The sequence below is a fragment of the Prescottella sp. D32 genome (assembly GCF_037287305.1).
Lineage (GTDB): Bacteria > Actinomycetota > Actinomycetes > Mycobacteriales > Mycobacteriaceae > Prescottella > Prescottella equi.
In genome coordinates this window covers 102,668-117,846 of the sequence record NZ_JARBSW010000001.1, presented here as the reverse complement: position 1 = coordinate 117,846, position 15,179 = coordinate 102,668, and the positions used below count along the sequence as shown (strand labels likewise).

The following is a 15,179-nucleotide window of genomic DNA, read 5'->3' as shown; positions in this document are numbered from 1 at the left end:
AGCGCCGGAAAAGGCCCTATTCGACACACAAGCTGTGCAGAAGTGCACAAGCGAGCCGGGAGTCAATATGCGTGCGGACGATCTCGTGGTGCTGCTGGAAATCGCCCGGTGCGGCTCGCTCGTCGGGGCCGCGTCCGCCCTCGGGCTCAACCACGCGACGGTGTCGCGGCGGATGTCCGCGCTGGAGGCGGAACTGCACGCGCCGGTCCTGGTGCGGGGCGTCCAGGGATGCGAACTGACCGACCTGGGTCATCGGTTGCTGCGATCGTGTGAGCAGATCGAATCGGCGCTGACCGATGTGCGCGATCTGGCCAGCATCACGCCCCGCGAACGGGAACTCTCCGGGCTCGTGCGGATCGCCACGACGGAGGCCTTCGGTTCGTACTTCATCGCGCCGCTGATGGCCGACCTGCACCGCATCAACTCCGACCTTCTCGTGGAGATCGTCACCCAGACACGGCTCAGCGCGTTCGGGGCCGGCGCCGACATCGAGATCGGAGTGGGCGAGCCGGTCTTCGGGCGACCGGGCGCCGAGAAACTGACGGACTATCGGCTGGGCCTGTACGCATCCGACGCGTATCGGGCCGAACGCGGCATGCCGACGTCGCTCGAGGACCTGGAGGGGCACTCGCTCGTCTACTACATCGAGGGCCTGCTCCGGGTGGAGGACCTCGATGTGCTGACGAAGCTCACCGGCAACCACAAGGTCACCTTCGGCTCGACCAGTGTTCAGGCGCAGACCGCGGCGACACTGGCCGGTGCCGGGATCGGACTGCTGCCCGCGTTCGTGGCCGAGCGTGAGCCGACGCTCCAGCGAGTGCTGCCGTCGGACGTCGCCATCACCCTCGAGTTCTCGGCGTGCCTCGCGCCGAGACGGCTGCGCCGACCCGCGGCGGCCACGGTGCTGCAAGCGATCCGGGAGATGGTGGCCGACAGGCAGTCCGAACTGATGCCGCAGTGGTGAGCGGGCCGGTCAGCCGCCCGACGCGAACCTCCGGTGCCGGGCGGCGTCGGCGCGCTCGGTGCTGATCGCGTCGATCAACCGGGTCAGACGTCCCAACGTCGGGCCCATCCGCCGCGGCCGGTGGACGATCGCGTCGCAGACGACCCGGCCCGCCTCCTCGGGGCTGAGCGCCGCGGCCTTCAGGTACTGATTGTTCGGGGCGACCATCGCGGTCCGCACCAGCGGCATGTAGATCGACGTGAACGTGACGTTCTCACTGAGCGTTTCGGCCTGGAAGCTGGCGCACACCTCGTCGAGCGCGGCCTTCGACGCCACGTACGCGCTGTAGCCGGGTCCGCCGAACAGGTTCGCGGCCGACAGCACGTTGATCACCTGCCCGTAGCGACGCTCCCGCATCCCCGGCAGTACGGCCAGCATCAGGCGCACCGCAGCGAAGTAGTTGAGCCGCATTGTCCGTTCGAAGTCGTGTGCCCGGTCGTAGGACTGGTCGAGTGGCCGCCGGATCGAGCGGCCCGCGTTGTTGACGAGAATGTCCACGCCGGCGTGCTCGTCCAGGATCCGAGCGATCGTCGCATCGGTCGCGTCGGCGTCGTTGAGGTTGCACGGGTAGGCGAACGCCTTCCCACCGTGGGCCTCGACGGTTCGGACGACCTCGTCGAGTTCGGCCTCGCGACGGGCGAGGAGCAGCACGGTCGCACCGGCCGCACCGAGATCGATCGCGGCGGCCCGGCCGATCCCCGACGACGCCCCGGTGACCAGGACCCGGCGTCCGGCCACCGCGTCGGCGAGCGAGCCGCGCCGACGGCGCGGAAACGGCCCCCGAGTGTCGAGCGCGTGCTTGGCCCGGAACCACCACCCCGTCGAAGTCACGATCCCGAATATTAGTGCCGACCTCGGCGCCCCAGCTGCGAAAACGATCAGAGTCGGTGCCCGCCAATGCCATCGCCGGGTGCCGTCCGGATCGAGAAGCGCGAAAACGGCAAAACAAACAAACGTTCCGAGTACCGTCCGAGCCGAGCAAAATAATTCGATTCCCCTACTGGACACTTGACCAACTGTCGAGTATCAATAGTCGACCCCCGAATCGGGCCGTTTGGTTCTGTTCGGTAACGGGCTGCTGTCTGTTCCACCCGAACATCCCCCGAAGAGGAAACATGCGCAAAGTAACGCTTCTCGCCGCCGGCCTGGTCGCTGCCGCCGGTCTCGTCGTCCCGGCCACCGCCGCGAACGCCGCCAACGACGCCAGCACCACCGTCAATTTCTCCATCCTCGGAACCGAGGGTGGTGGCCTGTCCGTCACTGTCGCCGGTGGGCTCGGCACCGTCACGCCTACGGCCGGTAAGGCCAGCGGTCTGTTGACCCTGGTTTCCGTGAGTGACAGCCGTAACCAGGCGCCGCGCGGGTGGGTTGCCAGCGCATCCTCGACGGACTTCGTCGGCACCAACGAGACCATCCCGAAGAGCGCGGTCACCTACTCGGCCTCGTCGCCCGCGGGCAAGGTCGGTGGGGGCACGCTCGCGTCGACCGGAGAGCAGACCCTCGACTCTCCCAAGACTGTCGTCAGCCGGACGGGCCTGACGTGGCCGTTGGAGGTCGCGACGTGGAGCCCGACCCTGACCGTCAACTACCCGGACGGCGCCTCCATCGGCAGCTACACGGGCACCATCACCATTTCGGTCGCCTAGAGCTCGGTACCCATCGGCCGGGGACGCTTCCTGCGTCTCCGGCCGTTCGGCCAGAAAGTGATCCATGCGTTCCCTCCTCGCGTTCCTCGTGGCCGTCATCGCGGCCGTCAGTGTGCCCGCGTCGGCTCTTGCTGCCCCGGATCAGGCCACTCCCGACGGATCGATCGGCGTGCGCCTGCTCGACGCGCCGGTCGCGCTGAAGGACGATCCTCGGGCACTGCGCTACATCGTCGACAACCTCCCGCCGGGCACCACTGTCACCCGACATGTGATGGTGTCCAACGACACCGGCGCGCCCGCGCAGATCGACGTCTACGCCGGTGCCGCACGAGTCGCGGACGGGACATTCGCGCTGGGGGAGCCGGGCGAGACGAACGCACTCTCGTCATGGATCTCCGTCGACCGGCCCACGGTCGACCTCGCCGACGGCGAACAGGCCGAGGTGGCCGTGACGATCGCCGTGCCGCAGGATGCGCCGGAGGTCGAGCAGTACGCCGTGATCTGGGCGTCCCACAAGGCCCCGGCGTCGAACGGCATCACCAACGAATCACGCGTCGGGGTGCGGGTCTACCTGTCGGTGGGGCCGGGCAACGGTCCGCCCGCCGACTTCACGATCTCCAGCCTGACGCCGCGTCGCACGGCCGACGGGCTCGCGTCCGTCGTCGCCTCGGTCACCAACACGGGCGGACGAGCGGTCGATCTTGCCGGGACCTTGAACCTTTCGGGCGGCCCCGGGGGACTGTCCGCCGGCCCCATCGACAGTGCGGTCGCGACCATCGCGCCCGGTGAGGACGGCGAGGTCGTCATCGCCGTGCCCGACAGTGTCGCGTTGCCCGCCGGTCCGTGGAAGGCCGACGTCGAGCTCGAGAGCGGCATCATCAAGCACGACACGTCGGCGACGCTCACCTTTCCCGACAAGGGTGACGGCGAGTCGGTCGGCTCGTCCGACTCGACGTCGTGGCCGCTGATCGCCGGAATCGTGGTGGCGGTGCTCGCCGTCGCCGGAGTCGGCGGCTACCTGGTGGTGCGGAAGCGTCGCCCGTCGGGATCGGAGCAGTAGCCGTGTGGCGCAACACGATGCCGCGAGGCCTCCGTCTGTCCGTGGCCGCTGTCGGGGCCCTGGTCCTCGTCGGCGCGCCCACCGCCACGGCAGCACCGTCCGATGGGGCGAACGAGGTGACCACTACGGCCGCGCCCACGACCACCACCACTGCGGCAGCGGCGACAACGACGGCGGCGCCGACGACCACCCGTGAGCGCTACGTCTCCCGGGGCGACTCGGAAGAAGCCACGGCTACGACCACGACCACGACGACGACCACGCCTGCGCCCGCCACGACGGTCGCGCCGACCACGTCGGCCCCTGCCCCGACGACTCCGGTCGGCAACCGCGCAATGGCCGCCGCCGCGGGCCGGGCCGGTCTGTCGATCACCGTCGCCGGGCAGTGGGCCACCGTAGTTCCCGGTGCGAAGAGTGCCAACGGCACGCTCACGCTCATCACAGTGAGAGACGACAGCAGCGGCACCCGGGGTTGGGTCGCCACGGCGTCGTCCACCGACTTCGTCGGTACCAACGGGACTATTCCGAAGAGCGCCGTCAACTACCGTGCAACTGCACTCGGGGGTGAACTGGCCGGTGGTGATCTGAGCTCGAAGGGGTGGCAAAGCCTGGAAGCCCCCAAGACCGTCGTCGAGCGAACCGGGTTGTCCTGGCCGCTCGAAATGATCACTTGGACCCCGGCGCTGACCGTCAACTACCCCGACGGCGCGGCGATCGGCGCCTACTCCGGCACGATCACCATCTCGGTCGCGTAGGAGTCCGGATCAAGCGGTGGTCGCGAGAGCCGCCGCGAGCCCGAATGCGACTGCCATCGTGGCCGATTCACCGACGGCTCGACGCAGTGACGCGTCGGCGTCGATCCGGTGTGCGGCCGCCGGGCCGACCCAGGTGCGGCGGAGCCACCACCCGGCGGCGAGCAGCCCGGCCAGCGCGACGACCTTCGCGAGGACCACGCGGCCGTAGCCGGTGGTGACCAGCGGAGCGATGCCGCCGAGCCGGACCGCCGCGTTGATCAGGCCCGTTGCGGCGAGGACCCACACACACCGCCACGCGATGGTCGAGTAGCGGGGGAGCAGGGACGCCCACGCGCCGCGTGAGCGGGCCGTGAGGGCCAGGGCGGTGAGCATCCCGAACCACGTGGCCGCCGCGAGGACGTGCGCGGCGTCGAGCAGCGAGCCGAGGGTCTGCTGCGACATGTGCCCGCCGATCGGGCGGGCGATCAGCGCCAGGCCTGTCAGCGCGAGTACCGGCGCGGCCGGCCACGGCAGGCTGCGGCGGTAGGCGACGGCCGCGATCAGCGTCACCAGTGCCGTGCAGGCCACGGTGACGGCACCGAGACGTCCGGCCCCGACGACGCGGACGAAGTCGACGACGGTGCCCGGCGCCACCGCGAAGTGCGACCGCCCCTCGGTCTCGGCGGCCTCGAGAACCACCAGTACGCACTCGGCGATCGTCCAGGCGCCCGCGACGGCTGCCAATGTCCGCCACAGCAGTCCGGCGTCGAGCGCGGGGCGACGCTCGTCCCGCTGCAGCCACTGCCACGCGGCCAGCCCGAACACGGTGGCTCCCAGCCCGACGGCCAGCACCCGCACCGCGGCGGTGGGGGACGGGCCGTCGGGGGTGGCGAGCAGCCACGCGAGCGCCACCCCGGCCAGCGCGGTGGGGACGGCGAACAGCAGCCGGCCCCGGCCGATGTTCGCCGTCCTCATCGGGGTACCGCTCGGCTCAGTTCTCGCCGCGCGGCTTGCGCAGCGCGAACCACAGGCCGCCGCCGAACACCACCACGGCGACACCGACGATGACCCAGATGATCATGTTCGAGTCGGAGTCGCCGTCACTGCTGCTCGACGCGTCCTGACCGCCCGCCTTGGGGCCGGGGACGCCGGTGCCCTCCTGCGTCAACGTGAACACGCGGGTGCCGCTCACCGGATGGCCGTCGGCCGAGGTCACGCGGAACGCGATCGTGTACTCGCCCACCGGGCCGAGGCCCTCGAGTGGGACGCTGGCGGTGTCACCCTGGATCGTCGGGTCGCCCTTGGACCACAGGTTGCCGTCGGGGCCGACGACGGTGAGGGACGCGAACTTCTCCTGCAAGGCCTCGTTGAACTGGAGGCTGACCCGCTGGGGCGCGGTCGCGATCTGGGCGCCGTTGTCGGGGGTGCTGGCGATCACCGCGGAGTGCGCGGACGCCGTGCCGGCGCCGAGCAGCGTTGCGAGCATCGCAACGAAACCGACGGCGACGACGCGGAAACGTCGGATCAGGTGCGGGCTCATGAGCGGCGCCCCCGCAGCGTCGCGCCGATGCCCAGGGCGGCGCCCAACGCACCGAGCACCAGGCCGATGCCGCCGAGCCAGCGGGCGGTGGTGTCGGTGGTGTTGGTGGTCTCGTCGACCGAGACCGTCGCGTCCACGGTGCCGTGGCCGTCGCCGCTGCCCGCCGCAAGCGTCAGCGACGGAGCCGGCTTGTCGGGTTCGGATCCGTCCGGGCCGGGCTTCTGGTCCCACTGCACGACGTTGCCGTCGCTGTAGGTCTGGGTGGCCGGGAACTCGACGGCCTCCTGCTCGGGCAGCGGGCCCGCGGAGAGCACGAACTGCTGGAACTGGCCGGGGCCGACGCTCACGCCGGGGTCGGCCGTCCACGTCACGGACGTCGCGACGCCGGACGGGTCCTTCTGCACGGCGGACGTCCAGCCGGGCATGGGCTCGGTGCGCGCCGACTTCAGGCCCGGCAACTGCACGGTGAGTGCGGTGGTGCCGGCGGTGTCGGACTCGGTGGGGACGCGGAAGGTGAGGACGGAGTAGCCGCCCTGCTCGGCGCCGGGGGCGGCGACCGAGACGTGCGCGGAGGCCACGCCGGTCGCGAGCAGCAGCGCGCTGCCGGCGGCGCCCACCGTGAGGAGGGCGCGCGTGATGGTCTTCTTCATCTGGTTCGGGTGTCTTTTCTGTGCGGAGGTACCGGTTCGCGGGTCAGGCGAACAGCGGAGGTCCGCGGCGGGACAACCCGGTGGCGAGCACCGTCAGGCGCGGCGCGCGGCGGTCGAGCGGTCGCGGCGCGCACACGGGTGCGGATGCGACACCCAGGACGGGTGGCGCCAGAACGGCACGGAGGACACGGGTGATCGGCCCGTACAGGCGCTCGGCGCCGAGGACCAGACCCGCGCACACGACGGTGGCCGCGGCATGCGCAGCGAGCATCGCGACGACCGGTACACCCTGGTGGAGGTGCCCGTCGGCGGAGACGGTGAGCGCGAGGTGGCCGGCGCCCTGCCCGGCCGCGAGGGCACCGAACAGAGCGGTCCGGCTGCGGCTCAGCACGGGGACCCCGCCCGCCGCGGCGCCTACCGCGGCGCACGCGGCCAACAGCAGCGTCAGGGCCGGCGACCCCGGGAACCCGCCGCCGGCGACGCCGTGCGCCGCGACCGCCAGCGCCGCCGCCAGCGCGCCCACGGCACCACCGCGAAGCGCGGCGGTCGGGGCGGGGCGGGGAGCGGACACGGCGGTCGGGGCGGGACGGTCAGCGCACGCCGAGGCGCGCCAGGATGTCGGCTTCGACGCCGTCGAGCTCGGAGGAGATGGCGTGGTGCGCCTGCTTGCGGCGGGCGGGCGGCATCTGCTCGGAGGCGTGGACGGCGGTCTCCAGGTCGGTGAGCCGGGCCCGGATCGCGGTCGCGAACTGCTGCGTCTCGGCGTCCCCGGGGTGCCGGCTGACGATCTCGGCGACCGACTTCTCGGCGCCGGCGATGCGGGCACTGAGCTTGGCGCCGTGGCCGGTGTACTCGCCGAGCTGGTCGACGGCGATGCCCATGCGCTGGGCACGCTGGGCGTCGAGCTGACCGCGCAGCGCGGTGGCGCCGCGGTATGCCAGCGGCACGACGACCGGCGCCAGCAGGCGGGCGACGCCCATGTAGCGGCGCAGTTGGGCGACCGTCAGGCCCTTCTCGGCCGCCTTGGCGGCGGCCTTCTCCTGCGCCTTCAGCGCCGAGATCTGGGCCTTGTCGACCTTCTTCTGGGCCTTCGCGTCCGACCGGTGCTTCTTGCGGTCGTTCTTGGCGCCGAGCTTGGCCTCGAGCTTCGCCTTGTGCTTGAGCGCCTTCGCCTCGGCCTTGCGCGTGGCGCGCCGCTTACGTTTCTTGAACAACCCCACTGGAAAGGCCCCTCCATCTGGTGTTTCGGCGCGGCGACGGACTGTGTCACAGCCTATCCGCGTTTGCTCGGGCTCCGCCGCTTTCGGCTTTACCCTAGGTGAGCACATAATCTTCCACATCGTGTGTTCCCCCAACGGCCCGCAGGACGGCGCCCCCGTGCTTCTCGAGCCCGGTGCGCTGACGCGGTGCCGCCACCGCGTCCATCTCGATGCCGCCTACCCCGATCTGCTGGCGGCGGCCCCCGAGAACACCGGAGTGAAGCAGCGGCAGGAGGCGGCGGCCGCGCAGCGCGAGGCGGTCCGCGTCCGGCTGATGGACGCCGACCCCGACGCGTGGGTGCGGATCGACCCCGACGGCCCGGCCCGGCAGCGCGCCCGCGCCACCCTCGAGGCGTGCCGGAACGGTGCCGACAAGATCTGGGGTGCGGTGCTGCCGTCCGAACGGGACACCGGCCGGCGGGGGCGGGTCGAGATCCTGCTCCGCGACGTCGAGCGCGGCGGCTACCTGCCCGTCATCGTCGTCAACCACAAGGTCACCGACCCCGGAACCGGAGCGGTCACGACCGGGTTGTTCGAGTGGGCGCCCGCCGTCGACGAGAAGCGGAAGGTGCGCGCCCAACTGCGCGACCAGATGCGGCTCGCCCAGGTGTACCGGATGCTCGAGCGGCACGGTCTGGCGAGCCCGGCGCTGTCGGGCGGTGCCATCGGCTACGGCGCCGACTGCATATTGGTGCACGACCTGGCGAACGTCCTCGACGACTACGACGAACGTTTCGCCGACCGCATCGCCGTCGCGCGCGGCGAGATCGCGACGGTGCCGTCGCAGATCGGCGAGTGCCGCTCGTGCCCGTGGTGGCCGGGCTGCAGGGAGAAGCTCGAGGAGACCCAGGACGTGTCGCTGGTGGCGTCCGGGTCGCGGGCCGAGGTGCTGCGTGAGCGTGGCGTGCGCACCGTCGAGCAGCTCGCCGCGTGGGAAGGCGATGCCCCGGAGGAGTGGCCGCACAACTCTTTCCACGACACCGTCGTCACGGCGAAGGCGTGGATCGCGTCGGTGCCGCTGGTGCGGCGCCACGAGACCGTGACGGTGGCCCGCGCCGACGTCGAGGTCGACGTCGACATGGAGAGCTATCAGGAGCACGGCGCCTACCTGTGGGGCACGCTGCTCAACGTCGCGGGCACGTCGGTGTACCGGCCGTTCGTGAGCTGGGATCCGCTACCGACGGTCGACGAGGCGCGCTCGTTCGCCGAGTTCTGGACGTGGCTCATGGCCGAGCGGGCCGGCGCGGCCGCCGTCGGCAAAACCTTCGCCGCGTACTGCTATTCGCGATCCGCCGAGGACAAGTGGCTGCTCGACTCGGCGCGCCGCTTCGCCGGCATCGACGGAATCCCCAGCGTCGCCGAGATCCGCGAGTTCATCGACAGCCCGCAGTGGGTGGACATCTACCAGGCCGTCAGCGACAACTTCGTGTGCCCGAACGGCAAGGGGCTCAAGAAGATCGCGCCCGTCGCCGGATTCCACTGGCGCGACGCCGAGGCCAACGGCGAGGCCTCGATGAGCTGGTACCGCGAGGCCGTCGGCTACGACGGCGACCCCGACCTCACCCAGCGTCAGCGTCTCCTCGAGTACAACGAGGACGACGTCATCGCCACCAAGGTGCTGCGCGAGTGGATGAGTGAGCGCGCCGCCGCCGAGATCCCGCACGAGTCGGAACTGTAGGCGCTTCGCGCCTGTGCGCCTTTCTGGTACCTGTCGCTACCAAAAAGGCGCACGGGCGCGAAGCGCTCCGGGCGATGAGTTCTCGGCAGGGTCCGGGTCTGTACTTGTGACAGCACCCCACGAGACGGGAGACCCCCATGACCGCGCAGCTGCCCGCCGCCCAACTCGACAGCCGATACAGCGACGAGAAAGCGCCGGCCTCCACGTGGCCGCAGGTGACGGCCGCACTCGACGCCGCCGAGGTGTTCTGGCTGTCCACGGTCCGCGCCGACGGCCGACCGCACGTGACGCCGCTGATCGCCGTCCGCGTCGACGACCGGATGCACTTCTGCACCGGGCCCGACGAGCAGAAGGCGCGCAACCTCTCCGAATCCAGTGCGTGCGCGCTGACGACCGGAGTGAACGCCCTCGGATCCGGGCTGGATGTCGTGATCGAGGGGCGAGCGGTACGGATCTCGGATCCGGAGTCGCTGACCGGCATCGCCGACGCCTACCGCGCGAAGTACGGATCGGACTGGAGCTTCGACGTCACGGACGGGCGGTTCGTCAACACGGCCGGCGGGCCGGCCACGGTGTTCCGCGTCGAACCGTCCCTCGTCTTCGCCTTCGCGAAAGGCGTCTACGCGCAGACGCGATGGCGATTCTGACCGGACGACGAAAGCCCCGAGGCGCTCGCCCCGGGGGCGGCGGCCCTCTACCGCGGCGCCATGCGTAGCGCGCCGTCCATGCGGACCGTTTCGCCGTTGAGGTAGTCGTGCTCGACGAGGAACTGCGCCAGCTGCGCGTACTCGTCGGGCTTGCCGAGGCGCGACGGGAAGGGAATGCCCGCCTCGAGGTTGGTGCGGTACTCGTCGGTCACGCCCGCGAGCATCGGGGTGTCGATGGTGCCGGGGGCGATGGTGTTGACCCGGATGCCGACCTGCGCGAGGTCGCGCGCGGCGGTGATCGTCATGGCATGCACGCCGCCCTTCGACGCGGTGTAGGCGATCTGCCCGATCTGCCCCTCGAACGCCGCCACCGATGCGGTGTTGATGATGACGCCGCGCTGGCCCGAGTCGTCGACGGTCGGCAGGTGCTGCATCGCGTTGGCGGCCAGTCGCATCACGTTGAACGTGCCGAGCAGGTTGACGGTGATCACGGTCCGGAACAGTTCGAGGTCGTGCGGGCCGTTCTTCGACAGGATCCGGCCCGCCCAGCCGACGCCGGCGCAGTTGACGACGGTGCGCAGCGGAACCCCCGACTCGCCGATCTTGTCGACGGCGCCTTGGACGTCGGCCTCGCTGGTGACGTCGGCGGGAAGGAACGTGACACCCGCGGGCACGTGGTCCCCGGCGCGTTCGATCGACTGCGCGAGGTCGAGCCCGAACACGGTGGCGCCCGCGTCGGCGAATCGCTTCGCGGTCGCGGCCCCGAGGCCGGAGGCTGCGCCGGTGATCAGTGCCGCGGTTCCCTGGATTTCCACTGCGGTTTCCCCTTCGCGTCGGGTCGACCCCTCACGGTCGGCCGTGTGACCTGCACCATAACGCGCGGTCGGGGCTGTCGCTGGGGTGTGCGCGCTGTTCGTCGGCACGTGTCCCGGGGCGGGCTATGGTCGGCCTGATCCGTTGCTGTCGACCTCAGAGGAGGCACTCGATGTCGTTGACCGAGGTGTCCGCCGACCACCCCTACAGCCCGGCGTTCGTCGCCGCCGGCCTCGTCTTCGTCTCGGGCGCCCTGTCCGTCGACGAGAACTGCGTTCCGGTGCCGGGCCGTACGGAGGCGCTCGACGCCGCGGTCGACCGGATGGTCGACCGGCTCGCGACGGTCGGCGGCGAATTGAGGGACGTCGTGAAGCTCACCTACTTCGTCACCGACCTGTCGCTGCGCGAGGAGGCGAACCGCCAATTCGAGCGGATCTTCGACGCTCCCCGTCCCGCCCGCACCTTCGTCGAGGTGAGCGGGCTGCCCTACGGCGCGACGGTGGAGATCGACGCGGTCGCGACGGCCCGCACCGGCGGCTGAGTCCGGGCGGCCGATGCGTCGGCGTCGACCGATCGGGCCGAAAGCCTGGCCACACCCGCGCAGATGAGTGACACTGGAAGTGACACATACCTGGGGAAGGGTGCAGCGGTGGAGCGGAACACGCAGTACGACGCCGTGATCGTCGGTGCCGGCTTCGGCGGGATGGGTGCGGCGATCGCCCTGGGTCGGCTCGGGCTGACCAACCTGGCGATCCTCGAACGCGAAGACGACCTCGGCGGCACGTGGCACGTCAACCGCTACCCGGGTCTGGCCGTCGACATCGCGTCGGTCACCTACTCGTACTCGTTCGAACCGAATCCGCACTGGTCGCGGTTGTTCGCGCCGGGCGCCGAGCTCAAGCGGTACGCCGAGCACGTCGCCGACAAGTACGACCTGCGCCGCCACATGCGCTTCGGGACCGTCGTCACCGGTGCGCGCTGGGACGAGGACGCCCGGCACTGGGTGGTGTCGATCGACGGGGGCGGGCAGGCCACCGGGCGCTACCTGCTCACCGCGACCGGGTTCCTGTCGCAGCCGCAGCTACCGGCCATCGACGGCATCGACACGTTCGCCGGGCGGGTGCTGCACACCACCGCGTGGGAGGACGGCATCGACCTGGCCGGGTCGCGGTCCGCGATCATCGGTACCGGCGCCACCGCCGTCCAGTTGATCCCCGAGGTCGCCCGCAAGGAGCGGGAGCTCACCGTCTACCAGCGCACCCCCATCTGGGTGGTGCCGAAGCTCGACATGCCGATTCCCGCTGTGGTGCAACGACTCTTCTCGCGGCTACCGGTGACGCAGCGCGTGGCCCGGGCGGTCAGCGACGCCATTCTCGAGGGCATCATGGTGAGCGCGGTGCTGCACTACCGGCAGGCGAAGATCCTCAACAAGGGCGCCGCGGCGGCGTCGAAACTGTTCCTGCGCGCGCAGGTGCCCAACGCCGATCTACGACGAAAACTGACGCCGCACTACGACTTCGGCTGCAAACGGCCCACCTTCTCGAACCACTACTACCGCACGTTCACGAAGAAGAACGTGAAGTTGGAGACCACCTCGATCGCGCGCATCGAACCGGACGCCGTCGTCACCACCGACGGCCGGCGCACCGACATCGACACGCTGATCCTGGCGACCGGCTTCAACCTGTGGGATGTGAACTTCCCGGCCATCGAGGTGATCGGCCGGGACGGCCGTAACCTCGGGAAGTGGTGGCGGGACAACCGCTTCCAGGCATACGAGGGGGTCGCGGTGCCGAAGTTCCCGAACTTCCTCACCCTGGCGAGCCCGTACTCGTACAGCGGGCTGTCGTACTTCACCACCATCGAGTCGCAGATGGCGCACATGACCCGGCTGTTCACCGAGATGCGGCGACAAGGCGCCGACGTCTTCGAGGTGACCGAGGACGCCAACACCCGGTTCCTGGACCGGATGACCGCGAACCTCGACGACTCGGTGTTCTACGGCGGCAGCTGCAGTTCGGCGCGCTCGTACTACTTCAACCAGCACGGCGAGGCGGCCCTGCTGCGTCCGACGTCGACGGCCAACGCCTTCGCGGAGGCGCGGAGTTTCCCGCTGGACGACTACCGGATGGAGTCGGCGAGCGTGTGAGGTCCGGGGCACCACCTCTCGCGCGGAGTAGAGCGCCCTCGGCCCAGTATCCTCGAAGGTCGCCCCACAACTCGAGGATCATGCATGCCTGACATCCACCCTGCCGCGACCGACGCCAACTTCGAGCTGCTGCAGACCGACCCGTTCTTCGATGTGGTGGTCGATCTGATCGCCGGCTACCTGGCGTCGGCGTTCGACGATCCGGCGTCGGGTGAGGTGGACGAGTGGACTCTGAGCTGCCTGCCGACGACGAACAAGACCGCCGAACGCGAACGTCTGTTCACCCTCAACGTCGGGCCGATGGAAGTGCTGTACGTGGAGCGCTACACCGAGAACGGGGAGACCGTCGACTTCCGCACCGTGCTGTACACGTCGCTGTCGGCGCTGCAGCGCAGCACCGGCTACAGCCTCGACGGGCTGGCGCTGGCCAAGCCGCTGCTGCGCTTCAAGAAGACCGACAATGCCGCTGCGGACGGCGACGGCGTACTCATCGACTGGTTCCTGTCCGACGAGGGTGCCGACGAACAGTTCTTCGAACTGCCCCTCGACGAGACGACGATCCGTCCGCTGGCGCAGGCGCTGGTCGGCAAGGGGCGCGGACCGTACGCGCAGTACCACAATCGTTCGTTCGCCCAGCATGTGCTGGACGTGATGAACGAGGATGACTGACATGACGATTCGGCTCCCGAAGGTGCTCGTGGCCGACGACGACGGCGCCGCCGTCGAAGTCCTGCGGAGGTACTTCACCGAGCCGCTCGTCAAGACCGGGTATCTGCGCAGCGGTGCCCGCTGGGACACCTGGGACTCGACCGGGACCCGCGGGCGAGACGCCGACACTTTCACGGCGGACGATCTTGTGGCGGTCACGATGCTGTCGGTCGACGTGTCTCCGGACGGCGCGCAGATCCTGTTGCGGGAGCGTGTCGACGAGTTCGGCGAGTTGCTGGTCGCGGTGGGGCCGGACCGTGACCTTGCCGACGAAGCTGACGAGCTGACCCCCGAGTCGCCGGTGTGCCGGCTCGAGGCGGCGCTGTGGACGGTGCCGAGCATCGGCCGCACCGTGGCGTCGAAGCTGATCGCGCGGAAACGACCGCGGCTCTTCCCGATCTACGATCGCGTGATCGGCGAGGTACTCGACACGAAGCAGGCGCACCTCGAGTCCGTGCGGACGGCGTTGCGTGCAGACGACGGCGCACTGCAGCGCCGCCTCGTCTCACTGCGCGAACAGGCTGGGTTGGACGAGGCGGTTCCGGCGCTACGGATCCTCACGGTGCTCGCGTGGATGCAGCTCAAGTCCCCGCAGTGATCCGGCGACGATGAGTTTCGCGCCCCCGCCCGGTCGATACCAGTGAGACGACATTCAACGGACGGAGGCACTCATGACGACCGAGTACGACCTGGGCCCGGCGTCGATGCAGGTGGCGCGGGTGGCCGCCGGGGTTCGTGACGAGCACCTGGGACTCCCGACGCCCTGCACCGATTGGTCGGTGGCCGACCTGCTGCGGCATCTCCTCGAGCTGACGACCGCGTTCGCGGCCACTGCGCGCAAGACCCCGTTCCCCGGGGACGGGTCGGCGCGGCCGACGGAACTGCCGGTGGACTGGCGGGAGCAGCTCGAACGACAACTCGAGGTACTGCCCGCCGCGTGGCGTGAGCCCGGAGCCTGGGAAGGCGAAGCAGCGGCGGGCGGCGTGACGATGCCCGCCGCCGTCATGGGCACCGTGGCGATCGACGAGCTCGTCCTGCACGGCTGGGACCTTGCACGCGCCTCCGGTCAGCCCTTCGAATCCGATCCGGCCAGCGTCGAGGCGAGCCTGAGCTTCGCGGCCTCGATGTCGGTGCCGGGGGAGGAGGCGGGCCGCGAGGGGCTCTACGGGCCGGTGGTTCCGGTCCCGGACGACGCCTCCGATCTGGACCGGCTCCTCGGATACGCCGGACGCGATCCGCGATGGGCGGCGTCCGGGCAGATGGTGGGCGACTAGCCGGCGCGACCTTCGGGG

General features: G+C 70.3%; 18 protein-coding genes. 11 read left to right on the top strand and 7 right to left on the bottom strand.

The window, feature by feature from the left end; translation table 11 throughout:
* Window positions 1-67 precede the first annotated feature (67 nt).
* Window positions 68-964 (top strand): LysR family transcriptional regulator, encoded by an 897-nt coding sequence (locus PSS76_RS00525; protein WP_005516447.1) that lies wholly within the window; start codon window positions 68-70, stop codon window positions 962-964.
* A gap of 9 nt (window positions 965-973) precedes the next feature.
* Here the strand turns inward: PSS76_RS00525 and PSS76_RS00520 are convergent, their stop codons facing one another.
* Window positions 974-1,834 carry an SDR family NAD(P)-dependent oxidoreductase gene (locus PSS76_RS00520; protein ID WP_103143064.1) on the bottom strand — a complete coding sequence of 287 codons (861 nt, stop codon included), beginning with the start codon at window positions 1,832-1,834 and terminating at the stop codon, window positions 974-976.
* Window positions 1,835-2,118: 284 nt separating this feature from the next.
* Between PSS76_RS00520 and PSS76_RS00515 the strand changes: the two genes are divergently transcribed.
* The 3 genes from PSS76_RS00515 (at window position 2,119) to PSS76_RS00505 (ending at window position 4,464) form a co-directional block, all read left to right on the top strand.
* Complete coding sequence (locus PSS76_RS00515; protein ID WP_005516445.1) at window positions 2,119-2,649, top strand: hypothetical protein; 531 nt, start codon at window positions 2,119-2,121, stop codon at window positions 2,647-2,649.
* A 64-nt stretch (window positions 2,650-2,713) separates the two neighbouring features.
* On the top strand, window positions 2,714-3,709 hold the full coding sequence (locus PSS76_RS00510; RefSeq protein ID WP_005516444.1) for a COG1361 family protein: 996 nt from the start codon (window positions 2,714-2,716) through the stop codon (window positions 3,707-3,709).
* A 41-nt stretch (window positions 3,710-3,750) separates the two neighbouring features.
* Window positions 3,751-4,464, top strand: coding sequence for a hypothetical protein (locus tag PSS76_RS00505; RefSeq protein WP_231849543.1), 714 nt, complete (start codon window positions 3,751-3,753; stop codon window positions 4,462-4,464).
* Window positions 4,465-4,473: 9 nt separating this feature from the next.
* Here PSS76_RS00505 and PSS76_RS00500 read toward each other — a convergent pair whose 3' ends face one another.
* The 5 genes from PSS76_RS00500 to PSS76_RS00480 all read right to left on the bottom strand — a co-directional run bounded on the left by PSS76_RS00500 (window position 4,474) and on the right by PSS76_RS00480 (window position 7,853).
* On the bottom strand, window positions 4,474-5,418 hold the full coding sequence (locus PSS76_RS00500) for a CopD family protein (RefSeq protein WP_013414447.1): 945 nt from the start codon (window positions 5,416-5,418) through the stop codon (window positions 4,474-4,476).
* 16 nt (window positions 5,419-5,434) lie between these two features.
* The gene (locus PSS76_RS00495) at window positions 5,435-5,983 is read right to left on the bottom strand and encodes a copper resistance CopC family protein (RefSeq protein ID WP_013414448.1); all 549 of its coding nucleotides are present in this window, start codon (window positions 5,981-5,983) and stop codon (window positions 5,435-5,437) included.
* On the bottom strand, window positions 5,980-6,633 hold the full coding sequence (locus PSS76_RS00490; RefSeq protein WP_337455732.1) for a YcnI family copper-binding membrane protein: 654 nt from the start codon (window positions 6,631-6,633) through the stop codon (window positions 5,980-5,982). The genes PSS76_RS00495 and PSS76_RS00490 overlap by 4 nt, the downstream gene beginning before the upstream one ends.
* A 43-nt stretch (window positions 6,634-6,676) precedes the next feature.
* Window positions 6,677-7,156 (bottom strand): hypothetical protein, encoded by a 480-nt coding sequence (locus PSS76_RS00485; protein ID WP_226347426.1) that lies wholly within the window; start codon window positions 7,154-7,156, stop codon window positions 6,677-6,679.
* 67 nt (window positions 7,157-7,223) lie between these two features.
* Complete coding sequence (locus PSS76_RS00480; RefSeq protein WP_238774447.1) at window positions 7,224-7,853, bottom strand: DUF6474 family protein; 630 nt, start codon at window positions 7,851-7,853, stop codon at window positions 7,224-7,226.
* Window positions 7,854-7,974: 121 nt separating this feature from the next.
* On the opposite strand from PSS76_RS00480, the gene PSS76_RS00475 reads away from it, so the two are divergent.
* Together PSS76_RS00475 and PSS76_RS00470 are read left to right on the top strand one after the other, a co-directional pair.
* Window positions 7,975-9,570: a TM0106 family RecB-like putative nuclease gene (locus tag PSS76_RS00475; protein WP_337455731.1), complete on the top strand. Its 1,596-nt coding sequence runs from the start codon at window positions 7,975-7,977 to the stop codon at window positions 9,568-9,570.
* 137 nt (window positions 9,571-9,707) lie between these two features.
* Window positions 9,708-10,217: a pyridoxamine 5'-phosphate oxidase family protein gene (locus PSS76_RS00470; protein WP_069855331.1), complete on the top strand. Its 510-nt coding sequence runs from the start codon at window positions 9,708-9,710 to the stop codon at window positions 10,215-10,217.
* A 47-nt stretch (window positions 10,218-10,264) separates the two neighbouring features.
* On the opposite strand, the gene PSS76_RS00465 is transcribed toward PSS76_RS00470, so the two are convergent.
* Window positions 10,265-11,032, bottom strand: a complete 768-nt coding sequence (locus tag PSS76_RS00465; protein WP_069855330.1) for an SDR family NAD(P)-dependent oxidoreductase — start codon at window positions 11,030-11,032, stop codon at window positions 10,265-10,267.
* A gap of 170 nt (window positions 11,033-11,202) precedes the next feature.
* Between PSS76_RS00465 and PSS76_RS00460 the strand changes: the two genes are divergently transcribed.
* The 5 genes from PSS76_RS00460 (at window position 11,203) to PSS76_RS00440 (ending at window position 15,161) form a co-directional block, all read left to right on the top strand.
* Window positions 11,203-11,571, top strand: a complete 369-nt coding sequence (locus PSS76_RS00460; protein ID WP_005516430.1) for a RidA family protein — start codon at window positions 11,203-11,205, stop codon at window positions 11,569-11,571.
* Window positions 11,572-11,634: 63 nt separating this feature from the next.
* A complete protein-coding gene (locus tag PSS76_RS00455; protein ID WP_337455730.1) occupies window positions 11,635-13,179 on the top strand; it encodes a flavin-containing monooxygenase in 1,545 nt (514 codons plus the stop codon).
* Between the two features lie 84 nt (window positions 13,180-13,263).
* A complete protein-coding gene (locus PSS76_RS00450) occupies window positions 13,264-13,848 on the top strand; it encodes a hypothetical protein (protein ID WP_064079377.1) in 585 nt (194 codons plus the stop codon).
* Between the two features lies 1 nt (window position 13,849).
* Window positions 13,850-14,485: a DUF6308 family protein gene (locus tag PSS76_RS00445; protein ID WP_372490013.1), complete on the top strand. Its 636-nt coding sequence runs from the start codon at window positions 13,850-13,852 to the stop codon at window positions 14,483-14,485.
* A gap of 73 nt (window positions 14,486-14,558) precedes the next feature.
* Entirely contained in the window at window positions 14,559-15,161 is a 603-nt protein-coding gene (locus PSS76_RS00440) for a TIGR03086 family metal-binding protein (protein ID WP_084846229.1), read from the top strand.
* The last annotated feature ends 18 nt before the right edge of the window (window positions 15,162-15,179 follow it).